Source organism: Arthrobacter sp. TMP15 (genome assembly GCF_039529835.1).
Taxonomy (GTDB): Bacteria; Actinomycetota; Actinomycetes; order Actinomycetales; family Micrococcaceae; genus Specibacter.
The window spans coordinates 47,697-63,264 of record NZ_CP154263.1; the positions used below are offsets into that span (position 1 = coordinate 47,697).

General features: G+C 53.6%; 12 protein-coding genes. 10 read left to right on the forward strand and 2 right to left on the reverse strand.

Annotation, left to right across the window (positions count from 1 at the left end; all coding sequences use genetic code 11):
* Positions 1-294 precede the first annotated feature (294 nt).
* The 3 genes from AAFM46_RS16580 to AAFM46_RS16590 all read left to right on the forward strand — a co-directional run bounded on the left by AAFM46_RS16580 (position 295) and on the right by AAFM46_RS16590 (position 2,681).
* Positions 295-1,608, forward strand: coding sequence for a UDP-glucose/GDP-mannose dehydrogenase family protein (locus tag AAFM46_RS16580; RefSeq protein WP_343320619.1), 1,314 nt, complete (start codon positions 295-297; stop codon positions 1,606-1,608).
* Positions 1,609-1,851: 243 nt separating this feature from the next.
* Positions 1,852-2,388, forward strand: coding sequence for a DUF488 domain-containing protein (locus AAFM46_RS16585; RefSeq protein WP_343320621.1), 537 nt, complete (start codon positions 1,852-1,854; stop codon positions 2,386-2,388).
* Positions 2,385-2,681, forward strand: coding sequence for an MGMT family protein (locus AAFM46_RS16590; RefSeq protein ID WP_343320622.1), 297 nt, complete (start codon positions 2,385-2,387; stop codon positions 2,679-2,681). The genes AAFM46_RS16585 and AAFM46_RS16590 overlap by 4 nt, the downstream gene beginning before the upstream one ends.
* A 706-nt stretch (positions 2,682-3,387) precedes the next feature.
* Here AAFM46_RS16590 and AAFM46_RS16595 read toward each other — a convergent pair.
* Positions 3,388-4,008, reverse strand: coding sequence for an NAD(P)H-dependent oxidoreductase (locus tag AAFM46_RS16595; protein WP_343320623.1), 621 nt, complete (start codon positions 4,006-4,008; stop codon positions 3,388-3,390).
* A gap of 167 nt (positions 4,009-4,175) precedes the next feature.
* Between AAFM46_RS16595 and AAFM46_RS16600 the strand changes: the two genes are divergently transcribed.
* Complete coding sequence (locus tag AAFM46_RS16600; protein ID WP_343320625.1) at positions 4,176-5,156, forward strand: DNA topoisomerase IB; 981 nt, start codon at positions 4,176-4,178, stop codon at positions 5,154-5,156.
* Positions 5,157-5,459: 303 nt separating this feature from the next.
* Positions 5,460-6,758, forward strand: a complete 1,299-nt coding sequence (locus tag AAFM46_RS16605) for an ISL3 family transposase (RefSeq protein WP_343317988.1) — start codon at positions 5,460-5,462, stop codon at positions 6,756-6,758.
* A 269-nt stretch (positions 6,759-7,027) separates the two neighbouring features.
* Here the strand turns inward: AAFM46_RS16605 and AAFM46_RS16610 are convergent, their stop codons facing one another.
* Positions 7,028-9,559: an ATP-dependent DNA ligase gene (locus AAFM46_RS16610; protein WP_343320626.1), complete on the reverse strand. Its 2,532-nt coding sequence runs from the start codon at positions 9,557-9,559 to the stop codon at positions 7,028-7,030.
* Positions 9,560-9,701: 142 nt separating this feature from the next.
* Here AAFM46_RS16610 and AAFM46_RS16615 point away from each other — a divergent pair, with 142 nt between their 5' ends.
* The 5 genes from AAFM46_RS16615 (at position 9,702) to AAFM46_RS16635 (ending at position 15,554) form a co-directional block, all read left to right on the forward strand.
* Positions 9,702-10,661, forward strand: a complete 960-nt coding sequence (locus AAFM46_RS16615; protein ID WP_343320627.1) for a Ku protein — start codon at positions 9,702-9,704, stop codon at positions 10,659-10,661.
* A gap of 341 nt (positions 10,662-11,002) precedes the next feature.
* Positions 11,003-12,175 carry an alcohol dehydrogenase catalytic domain-containing protein gene (locus AAFM46_RS16620; protein WP_343320499.1) on the forward strand — a complete coding sequence of 391 codons (1,173 nt, stop codon included), beginning with the start codon at positions 11,003-11,005 and terminating at the stop codon, positions 12,173-12,175.
* A 218-nt stretch (positions 12,176-12,393) separates the two neighbouring features.
* Positions 12,394-12,648, forward strand: coding sequence for a DUF6480 family protein (locus AAFM46_RS16625; RefSeq protein WP_343320500.1), 255 nt, complete (start codon positions 12,394-12,396; stop codon positions 12,646-12,648).
* A gap of 874 nt (positions 12,649-13,522) precedes the next feature.
* On the forward strand, positions 13,523-13,807 hold the full coding sequence (locus tag AAFM46_RS16630; RefSeq protein WP_343320501.1) for a hypothetical protein: 285 nt from the start codon (positions 13,523-13,525) through the stop codon (positions 13,805-13,807).
* Positions 13,808-13,880: 73 nt separating this feature from the next.
* Entirely contained in the window at positions 13,881-15,554 is a 1,674-nt protein-coding gene (locus AAFM46_RS16635) for an FAD-dependent oxidoreductase (RefSeq protein WP_343320502.1), read from the forward strand.
* Positions 15,555-15,568: the final 14 nt, after the last annotated feature.

Below are 15,568 nucleotides of genomic sequence, written 5' to 3' on the forward strand. Positions count from 1 at the left end.
CATCCTCAACGAAAATTTGACCAGCGGCAAATACCACACCGCTGCGATGGAATATCGCGAGGATAAGGAACAAAATATTACTCCGCTATGGGGGGGGTGATGAGATATCCCTGCCGCGGCGGCTTGCCGTTCTTTTCTGGATAGGACAATAACGGCGTACCTATTGACCGATTACCCTCGGATCAGGTTGAATCAGCAGCGTGAACACGGCTCACAGCTCAGAGGCAACGAAGTTCGTTCTCCATCTCGCTGCAATGAGCGATGGACCACACCCCAGCACGAGGAAGAAATGATATGGATATATCCGTGATCGGTTGCGGTTACTTAGGAGTTGTGCACGCAGCATGTTTAGCCGAGCTGGGCCATAACGTCATTGGCATCGATATCGATGCGAGGAAAATCGGGCAGTTACAGGCTGGCCAAGCGACTTTCTTTGAACCAGGCTTGCCTGAACTTTTGCAAGAAGTCCTCGATAACGGTCGTTTGAGGTTCAGCACGAAAATAGCCGATGTCAAAGGCGCCCAGGTGCACTTTCTTTGTGTAGGAACACCCCAGCTTAAGGGCGAGTACGCCGCAGACATGCGCCATGTGGATGCAGCATTCCACTCACTTCTTGACTTCTTAGAGCCCGGAAACGTGGTCGTGGGTAAATCCACGGTGCCCGTTGGTACAGCAACCCGGCTAGCGCAGACCCTCAAGGGACGACCTTCCGACGCTGTTCTTGTCTGGAATCCCGAATTTCTCCGTGAAGGCTTGGCCGTAAAGGACACACTCTCCCCGGACCGATTCGTCTACGGTATACCCCTTGGTGAAGAAGGAACCCACGCCGTCACCGTGCTCGACGCCGTTTATGCTACACCTCTGGCCCTGGGCACGCGCCGTATCGTTGCAGATTACGCAACAGCCGAGTTAGTGAAGGTAGCCGCGAATTCCTTTCTTGCGACGAAGATTTCCTTTATTAATGCCATGGCCGAGGTGTGTGAAGTAACCGGGGCAGATGTCACTGTGCTGGCGGATGCGCTAGGGATGGATGAACGAATCGGCCGAAAATTCTTGAACGCCGGCGCTGGTTTCGGAGGTGGCTGCCTGCCCAAAGATATCCGCGCTTTTATGGCCCGGGCAGGTGAGCTCGGAGCGGACCAAGTCCTTTCCCTGTTGCGTGAAGTCGACGACATCAACATTCGCCGCCGCATCCGCGTGGTTGAACTGACGCGCACCTTGGTGGGTGGAACCTTGATGGGCAAGCGCATCACTGTCCTGGGCGCGGCGTTCAAACCTAACAGCGATGATGTTCGCGATTCACCTGCGCTCAGTATTGCTGCACAATTGCAGCTTCAAGGCGCCACAGTTACGGTGACTGACCCTCAAGCCATCGATGGTGCGCGACAACGTTTTCCTGAACTCATGTACGAGGAAAATCTGGAGTCGGCAATGAATAAAGCAGATGCATTACTACTGCTCACCGAATGGCAGCAATACAAAGACCTCACCCCAGAACATGCCGCGGAAGCAGTCACTTCTAAGAACATCCTCGACGGACGCAATGTCTTAAATCCTGTGACTTGGCGGGCTGCTGGCTGGAAATACAAAGGAATCGGACGACCCTAGATCCCCCTAAGAGTGACTTTCGCAAACGGACGACGATGCTTCACTACCGAGTAACCTGAACAGATGAAGTAGTCTTCAGCGCCCCCATGAACACATCTTCCAGGGACAGTCAGCAGCTCTAATCGTAGGGACCTAGGGGATAGCGTGAGGCAGGAGGGTGCCTACAGGGAGCAAAAGACACAACTGGTGAGTTGATGAGAGCTGGATGGCATGGGAGTAGTGAGGAAGGAAGCATCACCAAAAATGGCTGTGCCGCAGGTATTTACGATCGGGCATTCGACACGGGACTTTGAGGAAGTACTGGCGATGGTACGTGCCAATGACGTGACTGAATTAGTTGATGTGCGGTCCTACCCTTCCTCCCGGAAATTTCCGCAGTGGAATCAAGCAGCGATCAAAGAAGCGTTGCCTGCGGATATCGGATATCGATGGATCAAAGACCTGGGCGGGCGACGGCATACCCCTGTGGGAGTGGACAGTCTCAACGGTGGGTGGAGAGTCAAGGCTTTTCGGGACTACGCCGATTATATGGCCACTGATCCCTTTAGTTCTGGGCTCGCCGAACTTGTGAAAGTCGCCAATGAATCTGTCCCGGTTATCATGTGCAGCGAAGCCGTGCCGTGGCGGTGTCATCGGCGGTTGATTACCGATGCGCTCATCGTTGCCGGAGTGGAAGTATTTGACATCATGTCATTGACTTCAACGCGAGAGTCGGAAATGACTGCGTTCGCGCAAGTGCGAGACGGAAAAATAACATACCCGGCATCGGTAGAACAATGAGAATAAATACGGCGGTGGTTGAAGAAGTCCGGGCAGTGGTGGCCGCGATCTGCGTTGGCTGTGTGGTGACTTACGGTGAAATCGGTCAAGCTGTTGGAATTGGGCCGCGGCAGGCAGGTCGGGCAGTGTCACTGCTAGAAGATAATGTGTCGTGGTGGCGGGTTGTTTACGCCGACGGAACACTCGTGACATGCCATGCAGGTCAAGCCCGAGCATTACTAGAAGCTGAAGATGTTCCATTCTATAACGACCGTGTGGACATGACTAAGATGCGGCTCTCGTACCCCGATTAACTTGAGTGAGTGAGGGAGTGAGTCGAGCACGCTCATTGGATGTCTCACCGGTCACGGGAGTTGCCGTGTTCTGGGATAGGGGTCAAGTATCTACTTATGATTTTTTATGGACCGTGTGACCCTGCCTGGCTCTTCTTGAGCAGGTAACGGAAAGGGTTCTAACGGGTGTAGGGGGATGAGCACGGTTTCGCTAAACCTGGCAAGTGAGGACCGGTCCTGCCATTCATCCACTGTCGGCCCCTTGGCGTTGCGGCTGTCGATTTCAAAGATCTCCTGCGTATCGGAGACGTTACCGTGAGAAATAAATGTGTTGGTAGACAGCGGTCTGACGAAAAGCCGGCTTTGGGAACCATATCGGCGATGGTCCATGGTGCCGCACCGGTCCTAGTCGCTTGGAAAAAATCCTGATGACTGGGTGGGTTTTGTCATCATCAAAAGTGGTCGTTGTAGTGTCGATGAGGTCCGTGATTGCCGCGCGCATGTTCTTGATTCCTCCCACAGAATACTTGCGGCGATGAAGAGTGCCGCAGCAGCATCTGCCCACCAGAATCCTAAACCGATTCTTTCTACACCAACGATCGATCCAGCCGCACCCATGCCGTCACCTTGCTGGATGCCGTCTACGCTATACCCCTGGCTCTGGGCACACGTCGACTTGTTGCAGACTACGCAACGGCGGCGCTAGTAACGATAAGTAATTGATCGCCTAAGAAACCGCAGGGTAAGGATTCTGCCGCAGCAAGCGCGCAAGATGCGCCGCATGGGCGGCGGCCGTACGATTGGTGCTGGCGACCGCCTCCGGAGTTTCTTCAAGGTCCTGATAGTCCCGGTAATCGCTGCCCACAGCATCGTTCCAGTACGTTGTGGTTTGGCCAGCCAACGTGAACCCAACGTCGTTGAGTGCTTGGAAGAGTATGCCACTGATGTGGTGAGCGCCGTCTTCATTGCCCACGATCACCGCGATGGCCACCTTACCCAGCGTTAGCATGCGGCCCTGCTCGTCCTTTTCCGAGAGTTCGGCGTCCAACCTCTCTAGTACGCGCTGCGCAACGCTGGAGTGCTGCCCCATCCAAGTAGGTGTGGCCAGCACTAAAATGTCCGCTGACATCACTTGCTCTCGAATGTTCGGCCAAGCATCGCCGTCACCCATATCTAACTCGACACCTGGGTGCACGTCGTGGTCGACGACGCGGATGACCGATCCAATGACACCATGCTCCGACAGGGCTTCCATCACCTGTTCTGCAAGCAGTTGACTACTTGATGGCGCCGGCGAAGGAGACAGGGTGCAAACCAGCGCGATAGCTCGAAGTTGGTCGTCGGACATGAGGACTCCTAAGGTTTGAAGGCAACACTTGGTACGGCCAACTTAGTCTGCACCCGCTGAACGGTCAACGAAAATTCTGCGGTGCAGTTCTGCAGGAACTTATTACTTTCACCCGTTAGTATGCAAATAACGCACACATGGCATGGGAACGCGAAGAGGAGCCAGTTATGGAACCTGTTTTAGAAGTTGAGCCTGGAAAGGGTGGCATCACTCGGCGGGTTGCCGGACGTGGTTTCACTTATGTTTGGGCCAATGGCAGGCGCGTTTCCTCAGCTCCGCAGCTTGAACATATCCGGGCGTTAGCGGTCCCGCCGGCATGGTCGCATGTATGGATCGCGTCCGCACCGAATGCTCATATCCAGGCAACGGGAGTGGATGACGCAGGTCGAACTCAATACATTTACCATCAGCGGTGGCGTGAAATCAGGGACGGGGAAAAGTTCATTCGTTCTTTGGCTTTCGGCCACCGTTTACCGACCATCCGGCGAATGGTGACCAGAGACTTGAAACAAAGCGAGGATGGCCGACGTCAATGCTTGGCTGCGGCTGTGCGGCTCATGGACCGAGCCGGACTGCGCGTGGGCGGTGTGTCATATGCTGAAGAAAATGGGTCGTTTGGTGCCACCACCTTGCAGCGGCGCCACGTCAGCCTTGAAGGGAAAGCAATACATCTGGTCTTTCGCGGCAAATCAGCTGGGGACTGGGACGTGCAAATTAAGGATTCGTTGCTTAGGGATTACTTTGTGTCTATGCCGAGCACGCCGCGCTCCGGCCCTGCATTCAGTTATGCGCTCAGGAGCGGGCGGCGCAAGGTGTGGCACTCGATTTATGATAGGGACGTTAACAGGTATCTGGGTGAAGTGGCTGGGCATGGCTTCACCGCCAAGGACTTTCGTACATGGCAGGGCACAGTTGTGGCGGCGATCTCCTTGTCCCGATCCTTTCGTTCAGGTTCTACTTCTCCGGAAGCAGCTAAAGCGGCGATCCATGACGCTGCAGAATGGCTCCATAACACTCCGTCGGTCGCTAAAGGGTCTTATATAAACCCTCGAGTGATTGCCCTTTTTGAGCAAGGACGTGTTGCAAACCTCAAACGCCAAAAAGATGGTGCCGTATTAGCGCTACTGACTGGTGAAGCAGGCAGGTAAAAAGACCAGAACATGGTTGATGAGCATGGTTCACATTTGTACCCAAAAGTAAGTCAGCCATCGGCGGGCTGGATACTCGGCTGTTGTTTCGGCACTATTTTCTCATAGTTTTCGTACCCTCCTTCAGCACGTTGGATGAAAGCTGTCAGTCAATTTAAGAAGCTTATCCGCACGCCTTGCAAGAGTATGACGGCTCTCCGTGGTTCGTGGTGAATTCTGGTTTCGTGTCCTTGAACAGAGGTGGCGCGTAGCCCTGTTGTGATGGATGTTCTGACGCATTCATCTTTGACAGGACTACGAGCCTTGAACGAGCTTACTTTGGTGCACCTTGATGCTGCCACCACGATCTTCAATCTGGACGATTACCGTGTACTTGAAACCCAGATCCTGAGTTTTGGCCAACGAAGAATTCAGATAGCAAGCACCGCCGAATCCGGGTGTCCTGGCTGCGGGGTCATTGGCACCCGTCGCCATTCTGGCCGGCAGCAACGAGTCAAGGACATCCCCATCGCCGGTCCGGTGGAGGTTGTTTGGGCCAAGCGGCGACTGTTCTGCGACGAAACATTGTGCCCTCGCAAAACGTTCTTTGAAGCCACGATCGAGGTCCCGGCCAGGGCACGCACCACGAGCCGACTCCGTAGTGCTCTCGTGCGAGCAGTCATTGACTCTGGCCGCGCCGCAACGGAAACCGCCACTGCCCACGGGGTGTCGTGGTGGTTGGTTCAGAAGGCGTTGAGTGTGGCAGCAACCAAACTTCCCAACGTCGATCTGCTGCGGCCAAGGATGCTCGGCATTGATGAACACCGCTTCCGATCCGTCCGCTTCTTCAAGAACACAGAGACCAACGCGTGGCAGCGGATTGAACCGTGGATGACGACGATTGTTGACCTGGATACCGGGCAGATCCTTGGTGTTGTTGACGGCCGAGACCACACCGGGGTCGGTGCATGGCTCATCCAGCGGCCCCTGGAGTGGCGCCTCGGCGTTCAAGTTGTCGCGATCGATCCCTCAGCAGCTTTTAGAAAAGCGCTGCGGATGTGGCTGCCCCGCACCGCCGTTTCCGTGGATCATTTCCACCTCATCCAGCTCGCCAACCAGGCGTTGACAGAAGTCAGGCAGCAGCTTTCCCATCAGGTGCGTGGGCGTCGTGGCCGAGCCGTGGACCCAGCCTGGGCACACCGAATGCTGCTCCTACGAGCCGGTGATTCACTTTCCGAGCCAGCCCGGGTGCGGTTGGAGAAGGTCTTCGCCACCGACGATCCGACAGGGAAACTCAAGACCGCGTGGGACGTAAAAGAACAAGTGCGAACACTGCTGCGCACGGGGTCGTTGGAGGACGCCGAGATCGCTAAAGACCACCTTGAACGCCTCGTCAAGGAATCCAACCAACCTGAGACGACTAGGCTTTGGCGGACCATTTGCAGGTGGTGGAAAGAGATCGAAGTCCTCATCGTCACCGGCGCCACCACGGGAAAAGTAGAAGCCAACAACACCAGCATCAAACACATCAAGCGGACCGGCCGCGGCTTCGTCAATAGCGCCAACTACACGACTCGTATTATGCTCAGGAGCGCCGCCAGAACAGCGGTGAATCATCCATGACAATAGTGGATTTCACCACGAACCGCGGAGAGCCAGTATGACGCCGTATACTCACGCCATTCAAATAGTCCATACCATCGGGTATATCCATGCCTAGACCGAAGATGCGGCCTATTCCGACTAGCGAATAGTTCCCGACAGAGAAGGTATCCGACGCGGGGAGTTAGGAGCATAGAATCGGAAACTCTGAACCATAGCCAAGGTTGTGAAGCGATGCGCCGGTTGCTGGCGATCGGTGCGAGGCTGCTCGTTATTTGCAGTTGCTCGTATTAGTTCTTATTCTTTCCCGAGCTCGGAGGAGCAGCGTCGGTTGGTTCCTCCCACCGGACTTCATCTGCGGATTTATCGGGACGCCAGCCACGCCACGTCGGATGCCGGAGCCTGTTACCGGGCGTGCGCTCCACATATTTGACCTCTCCTACTAACTGAGGGCTCGTCCAAACGACATCACTTCGGTCCGCTGCGGGGACTTCCGCGACGGGAGAGGTCTTTCGTTCAAGCTTTCCGACCATGATGACAGCCTCTGCGAGGTCTCGTGAGGAAAATCCGGTACCGACCCTGCCCACGTAGCTGAGCTGCCCGCCGTCGTTAACGGCCAGTAGCAATGAACCCAGTGTGTTTTGGCGGGATCCAGAGCCTTTGTGCCATCCGATGACGATGACTTCTTGGTGGAGTTCGTGCTTGAATTTGATCCAAACTTTACTGCGTTTTCCGGGGAGGTAGCGTCCGTCTGTTCGTTTCGCTATCACTCCTTCCAGTTTCAGATAGCGGCTCGTTGCGAATGCTTCTTCGACGGATCCGGAGTGCGCAGGCGGCAGGTGTACGTGGCTTCCTTCCGTAACAGCGTCAAAGAGGGCCGTGCGTCTTGTGTCATAGGATTCACGGATGAGGGACCTTGGGGTGCCGTCTGATGTACAAGGAGCAAGTTGCAAAACATCAAACAACATCAGATGTACAGGAGTGTCACGGGCGGCTTTGTCGATCTCATGTTTCTTGGTGAGTTTCATTCGTTTTTGTAGCAGACCGAAGTCGGGTTTGCCTGAAGCGTTGAGAACGACAATTTCTCCATCAAGCACGATGCCACTCGATGCCAATGAGGCGAGTTCCTGCAGCTCGGGATATTGGGCTGTCACGTTATTGCCATTTCTGCTGACGAGTCTCACCGCATCGGTGATACCAACGATCGCCCGCATCCCATCCCATTTCATTTCGTAAGCCCATCTATGCCCGGTTTTCAGGTCCAGCGGTGTTCCAGCAGAGGCCAGCATTGGTCTGGGTAGATCTGCACTGTTCTGTGTCCTGATCACCGCCGATGATGGGCCTACATCCAGAATCGTCGTTCGCTTTGGTGGGCGGACTCCGGCACCGGGAACAATGTGATTCGTGGCTCTCTCACTGCCGGGGGTTGGCTGCTCCTTCATAAGATGGATAATCCAGTTCTTTTTTGCTCCCATTCCACCGGTTTTGATCAATGCATATCTGCGCGGGATCCCTCCCAATCCGCCGTCAATTTTACCGTACAGAACCGCAATGACTTCTTTTCCTTCGCGCCATTTTTCTAGCACACAGCTCCCTGAGTCCCAGATTTTGACTATGCCAGCCCCGTATTGGTTTTTTGGGATGATGCCTTCGAAAGAAACGTAGGCCAACGGGTGGTCTTCTGTCATGACGGCTAGCCGGTTATCGTCGAAATCTAGAGGCGGTCCCTTGGGGACAGCCCAAGAAACGAGTACTCCTGAGTGCTCCAAACGGAAGTCCCAATGTAGCCGTGAGGCATGATGTTCCTGAATAACAAAACGTGGTTCATCAGATGCCTTCACAGAGGTCGTTTCGACTGGAACTGGCTCGGGTGTCTTATCTCCGTCGCGCATTGCCCGGTATATCTTGAGTCTGTCAATACCAGAAAATTCGCGCCAACCAATGGCACCGATAGGATCAATGTCAGCGTTAACGCGCTCTATAACATCCTGGTACTCGAGCTGGCGGAGTTCTGGATCAGCAATTTCCTGCCAAGTTCGTGGCGCAGCGACGGTTGGACGGAGTTGGCCCCGTAGCGAATAGGGACAAACCGTCGTTTTTGCTTCACTGTTTTGGCTCCAGTCCACCAGAACTTTTCCAGGACGCAGCGACTTTTTCATGTCGGAAACAATGAGATGCGGGTGGTCGGCTTCCAAAGATCTAGCTAGTTCGTGGGCCACATCAGAGACCTGTGCTGAATCATAGCTGCCGTCCAGCGGGATATAAAGGTGGATGCCTTTTGATCCGCTGGTGACGGGGAAAGATTCCAGCTGCATGTCCGTTAGTAGTTCACGACACAGCTGGGCCGTTTGAGCGCACTCGCGAAGACCTGCCCCTTCGCCGGGGTCCAAGTCCAACACCATCCTGTCCGGATTCGAAGCTGTCCCGTCTAGAGTAAAGCGCCATTGTGGGACGTGAATTTCTAGTGCGGCTAATTGAGCAAACCACGCAAGAACTGCTGGTTCATTGGCCATGGGGTAGGTGTTGTTGTGGTTCCTATGTTGTATTCGTCCTCTAGGTACCCAATCAGGTGCGGAGTCTTCTAAATCTTTGCGTAAAAACGCGTGGCCGGGATCCGTGGTTGTGCCAACTCCATTGACCCAACGTTTACGGGTTGCGGGCCGCCTCGATGCTTGAGGAAGAAGCACGTGCGCGACTGCCGCGTAGTAGCTCATAACATCAGCCTTCGTGGTGTTCGTCTCCGGATACATCACCTTTTCAAGATTGCTGACCTTGAGGCGACGGCCGGCAATTTTCACGAGTTGTTCATCGGAACGGGACATCGTAAGTCTCCTTCGCTTGAGATACATTCTTACCGCTGTTCCCAAAGATCACCAGCACGGGGGAGAGCTGGATGAATTTTGGTGAGACCGTTCAGGCTTTTTATTCTCTGGTCATGCAGAGGCGTTGATGTTTGACTGGAGTATGAGATCAATTTGGACTGGTTCGATTGCCTTCGGTCTAGTTAACGTTCCTGTTAAGGCCTACGGTGCAACCGACGACCACGATGTTAACCTGCATCAGGTTCATGACGCGGACGGGGGCCGGATCAGGTACCAGCGGCGTTGTGAAGTATGTGGCAAGAAAGTCGAGTACGAGGACATAGATAAGGCCTACGAGGACGGCGACCGAACAGTTGTACTGACGGACGAGGATATGGAGTCGTTGCCGGCAGGAAAAAACCGTGAGATCGAAGTGGTCCAGTTTGTTCCCAACGAACAGATCGATCCCATTATGCTTGAACGCAGCTACTATCTTGAGCCTGATTCAAAATCTCCCAAAGCATACTGGCTACTAGTTAAGACGTTGGAAAATACCGAACTGACAGCAGTAGTAAAATTTGCGCTGCGCCAAAAGACGCGACTAGGTGCGCTTAGGGTGAGGGAAAAAGTTTTGATTTTGCAAGGCATTCTTTGGAGCGACGAAGTACGCGAAGCTGATTTCGCTATGGCGGCAGGAAAATCCAGAATTAGCGCACAAGAGATGAAAATGTCGTCAGCACTCGTAGAACAGTTCAGCGACGATTTCAAACCCAGCGAATTCAAAGACGAATACCAACTGGAATTGCGCACCCTCATCGATGAGAAGCTCAAGCACGGTGAGACAGTGGACACTGCGGCAACATTTGGCGACCAAGAATCTACAGACATAGATTCGCATGGCGACGCCGACAACGTCATTGACCTGATGGAGGCCTTGAAACGAAGTATCGATAATAAACACACGGGACAGATCAAAACGGCAGCTAAAAAGAGTTCTGTCAAAAAAACGAAAAATAAAAAGTCATCAACAAAGAACATCGAGACTTCAAAACCAAAACGGTCGAAAAACCACACATCTGCCTACCATGGTGAGAAGACTACCAAACGAAAAAAAGGTGCTTGAATTAATGGCTTACACAGTGAAGCCTGGTGGTTATTATCCATCAGTATTGCGAGTTTCCTGTTGACAGACGAGGCAAGGTTTCTTCGCTGTTTCTTCAGTCGTCACGGAGAGTTGAAACTCTCGCATACGGATATTCTGAGTATGTTCAATATAACCAAAGAGCGTGTTGGTTCCTGCTGGCATATTTTCCAGTAATGGACGCAATGAAACGTTAGATAAACGGGCGAGCGCACGACAAGCGATGCCACCGATGGAAAGACTCCTCCAAGGGATTGCCATCTTCGATATCCGGTGTTTAATTGGAATATCAAGCTAGGTACGAACCCTATGGAAGGTATGAGATGAAGGCCCTGACTTGGCAAGGTAAACGGAATATCCAGTATACCGAGGTGCAGGATCCACGGATTCAAGAACCTACGGATATCATCATCAAGGTTACTTCCGCGGCTATTTGCGGTTCGGACTTGCACCTCTATGAGCTGTTAGGCCCGTATATGCATGCAGGGGACATCGTTGGGCATGAATCAATGGGCATTGTCACAGAAGTTGGCTCCGCGGTTTCTCGGGTCAAAGTGGGGGATCGCGTTGTTATTCCGTTCAATGTCTCTTGCGGCCATTGCTGGATGTGCCAACGAGGTTTGCAGTCCCAGTGTGAGACTACCCAGGTTCGCAGTGAAGGCAAAGGTGCAGAATTCCTTGGGTACTCCGAGCTGTATGGCAGCGTTGCTGGTGGGCAGGCAGAATTCTTACGTGTGCCCCACGGTGATTACGGGGCCATGGTGGTCGGTAATGAACTGCCCGACCACCGGTATTTGTTTCTCTCGGACATCCTCCCCACTGCGTGGCAGGGAGTTGATTACGCAAACGTGCCTGACGGCGGGACACTAGCTGTCTTCGGCCTGGGACCTGTCGGGCAGCTCGCGGCCCGGATAGGTGTTTATTTGGGCCATCGAGTGATCGCGATTGATCCGGTGGCCGAACGGCGCGCTATGGCAGTTCGGCACGGTGTGGAAGTACTCGATTTTTCCAAAGATGTTGCTGCAGAGTTACAGGAGATGACGAAGCGCGGACCAGATTCTGTTCTGGATGCTGTCGGTATGGAGGCGCATGGATCGAAAGGCGCAAAATTGATGCAGGCCACTACTGGATTGTTACCGGACCAAGTGGCGCAAAAAGCCATGGAAACTGTTTCGGTGGATCCCACATCGGTTCTTCATGCAGCTATTTCGGCGGTGCGCCGTGGCGGGACAATTTCGCTTAGTGGCGTTTATGCTGGCCAAGCGACTCCTATGCCTTTGGTGCAGATGTTCGACAAGCAAATACAGTTGCGTGAGGGTCAGTGCAATGTTAGGAGTTGGACTGAGAAACTTCTTCCTTTCACGAATGATGCTGATGATCCGTTGGGCCTCGATGACTTGGTGACCCATACCGTACCTCTCTCACGAGGCCCGGAGATGTACGAAACGTTCCAGAAGAAACAAGACGGCTGTATCAAAGTCGTGCTCGAACCCTGATAGGCCAATATGGCATCCCACTGACAGTAGGATGGGCCGCGTTTGGTTGACGTAGACACTTCTCGATCCTTCAATTCGTGAGGACCGTGCGGGTAGTGGGCGAACACTACCCACTTTCATTCCCTTGTGTAAGAGTAGATTCCATGAAGAACTGCCAGCGACGGGAATGTGTGTGATTCTTAACAGTAGAAATTACAGAGAAGGTTAGGTAGGCGACTATGGGCAGCAATCCAGATCCAGATCCTGTAGACGGAAGAATTACTGGCCTTGAACCAGGCGGTGGAGTTCCTCCTGGAGAAACCCCACCTGGGGAAGGCTCTGTCGCAGAACCCGTAAAACCGGAGATAGCGCCTTTAGCCGGAAAAGTCATCAATAAGATTTGGCTTGTAATCATAGGACTGGGTGTGCTGCTGGCACTGTTGTTCTTCGTAGGACGCATTTTTGGAGCTTTTGCTCTGCTGGGCAGTAGCTAGACCTAGTAGATATTGAATGAGTTAGCCGGCTGAGTCTGCTCGGTATAAGAACATCGGCAGATTTTAATAGCCCAAACCGCTAAGTCCAACCTCAGCCTATGTCGTACTGATTCCCTTGAAGTTCCAACCTGACGCTTTCCAAAATCTGTGGTCCATGAGGTTGCGTCCGTCGAGCGTTTTCCTGTAGCTGACAACTGCAGATGCCTGTGCTTGAGTGAGGACCCTGTATCTTTACGACTCAGTAAGCAGCAGCAGTACGTCAGCTTTCTGCATGGCGTGATCTAGGTCGTGATGGTAGAGAAGTTCGAGGAAGCGGCGCCGAGCACAATCAGGGACTCTGAAATCAATCACCGTAAAAATTGCGTGCTGAAGCTATAACTAGATGGGGATGCTAAAGCGACGGGTTCACTGGCATCGTCACCAGTAGGCTTGAATGCCGCGCCGAGAATGGCGATTGGTCTATCCTTCAGGGATTCGCCCACTTGGTTTTACGGGTTCTCACGTGACTGCCAGTTCGGTCCTTATGGATGATCACTATCGGAGGGGTCATCGCATTGTGGATCCTCTGTCCGCGGTGGATCGTTGGCTACGGGTTCGGAACCCCATGGATTCTGTTGTCCAATCTCTATCTGAATCTCTTCCCCAGAGGCATCCGATGAATACGTAGGGCCTTCTCTCTCGCCCGGATTTACCGAGACTAGGGGTGATGAATCTTCCGGATTTTGATCGGGTTCTAATGGCGAAGTTTGTGGAGCGGGATCGCGCCTATCGTTGGATGATTTTTGTAGGCTCTCGGATTCGGGTCTGGGTTTCTCTGCCATCGTCGCTCACTTTCGGAATGGATCTGTTGGGGCTACGCCTCTAGATCGGTTGAATGATTCTCCTTGCGGCTATCATCCAGATGCTAAACGCCATCGAACCTGCCGCGCAAGCCTTCGAAGGAATCATTTGCCAGCACGGTCAATTAGTGGGTAAGTATCGTGTAACTGACATTGCCCTGGTGTGCCGTTTTTACCGTGCTTTTCTTGAGGATCAATTTCCCTGGGTGCTTGCTAAGGGGCCCAAGAACAGGGAGGCTGGACTTCAAGAGGTGCCCTATGGCAACGGTCAGGTCCTGTGCGGTCAAAAGAGTTCGCACAGGCTCAATAGCGGATATTAGCAGGGGCTCGCTACCAGTACTTTTTTGCCACACATAACCTACGACAGTATTGCGGTCCAGGAGGAATTGAGAGATGAAATCGATTTGGTTTGATCACCGTCCCAGTATCGACACTGACACTTTTGAACCTGATGCCAGCTACGACGTCGTGGTCGTGGGCGCCGGTCTCACTGGGCTGACTACTGCGCTGCTGCTTAGTCGTGCGGGATTAAGTGTCACCGTGCTCGAGGCCCGTTCCATTGGGGCGGTGACTACAGGTAATACGACGGCGAAACTTAGTTTGTTGCAAGGCTCGGTGTTGTCGGGTATCCGGCGGCACTTCTCGCAAAAAATTGTCCAGGCTTATGTGGCTGGCAACCTTGAAGGTCAGGCATGGATGCTGCGGTATCTTCAGGAACAGAACATACCGGTTCAGCACCGTAACGCGTACACTTACGCCACCACAGACTCTGGCTACCAGAAACTAAAAAACGAGGCCGAAGCGGCTCGCGGTACCGGACTAGATATCACCTTGTTAGAGGGCGATATTGGGCTACCTTATCCCACCCAAGCCGCTCTTCATTTGCCGAATCAGGCCCAGTTTCACCCCATCGAGGTGCTGGATACGCTGGCAAGAGACCTGCGATCACGGGGAGTCAAGATCGTAGAAGGTACGCGAGTGCGCAATATTTCATCGGCCACTCCTGCTACGGTACTCACCGACAAGGGCAGCAATCAGGCGCAGCACGTCATCTTGGCCACAGGAGCCCCAATACTAGACCGAGGCATGTACTTCGCCAAGATTGAGCCCTCGCGGTCCTATGTGGGGGCTTACCGGGTTCCAGGACAGGTGGGTACGCTGCCACGTGGAATGTACCTATCGGTAGACCAGCCCTCACGGTCGCTACGCACGGTCCTGATAGGCGATGAGGAGTTGCTCCTCGTCGGTGGTAATGACCATCCCGTGGGCGCGCCGATCTCTGAAAAGGCCAAAGTTAAGGACCTGGATGAATGGACCCAGCAACGATTCCTTGGTGCTGAACCCACTCATCATTGGTCTGCTCAGGACTACAAATCCGCCAACAGGGTGCCCTTCGTGGGTAAGTTACCCCGAGGCGGAGGTAGCATCTACCTGGCCACCGGCTATAACAAATGGGGAATGACCAACGCCGTCGCAGCTGCATTGACTCTCAGCGCGAATATCTTAGGCGGGGACTTGTCGTGGGCACAAACGCTTTCTCACCGCATTACTACACCCGCGGACCTCCGTGAAGGTATAGAAATCAATGCCAAGGTCGCAGGAAAGTTGGCGAAAGGCTGGCTCGGTGCTATGTTCACCAACGAAGCCGAATCCGCAGAGATCAACGAAACGTCCTCGAATACTGATGGTCCCAACATTGCCCCCATGGCCACCGAGGGAAAGAAAACACAAAGCGGCGGTCAAGGGCAGGAACAAGACCTAGCCTCGGACTCAGCGGAGGGTGATGATGTTCTTGGCGAGGGCCAGGGACGCATGTTGCGTGAGGGTCTGCACCCGATCGCAGAGTCTAGAGTCAACGACCTAAGTTGTCGTGTCTCAGGGATCTGCACGCACCTAGGCGGTGTTTTATCGTGGAACGACGCCGAAAAATCCTGGGACTGCCCACTTCACGGCTCACGCTTTACCGCCACTGGAAAAATTCTTGAGGGACCCGCCACCAAAGATCTAGAAGTACTCAACAGTGATGCTGCCCCCACGGCAGGCGGCTCTGCCGCAACTAGTAGCTAACAATATAAACATTT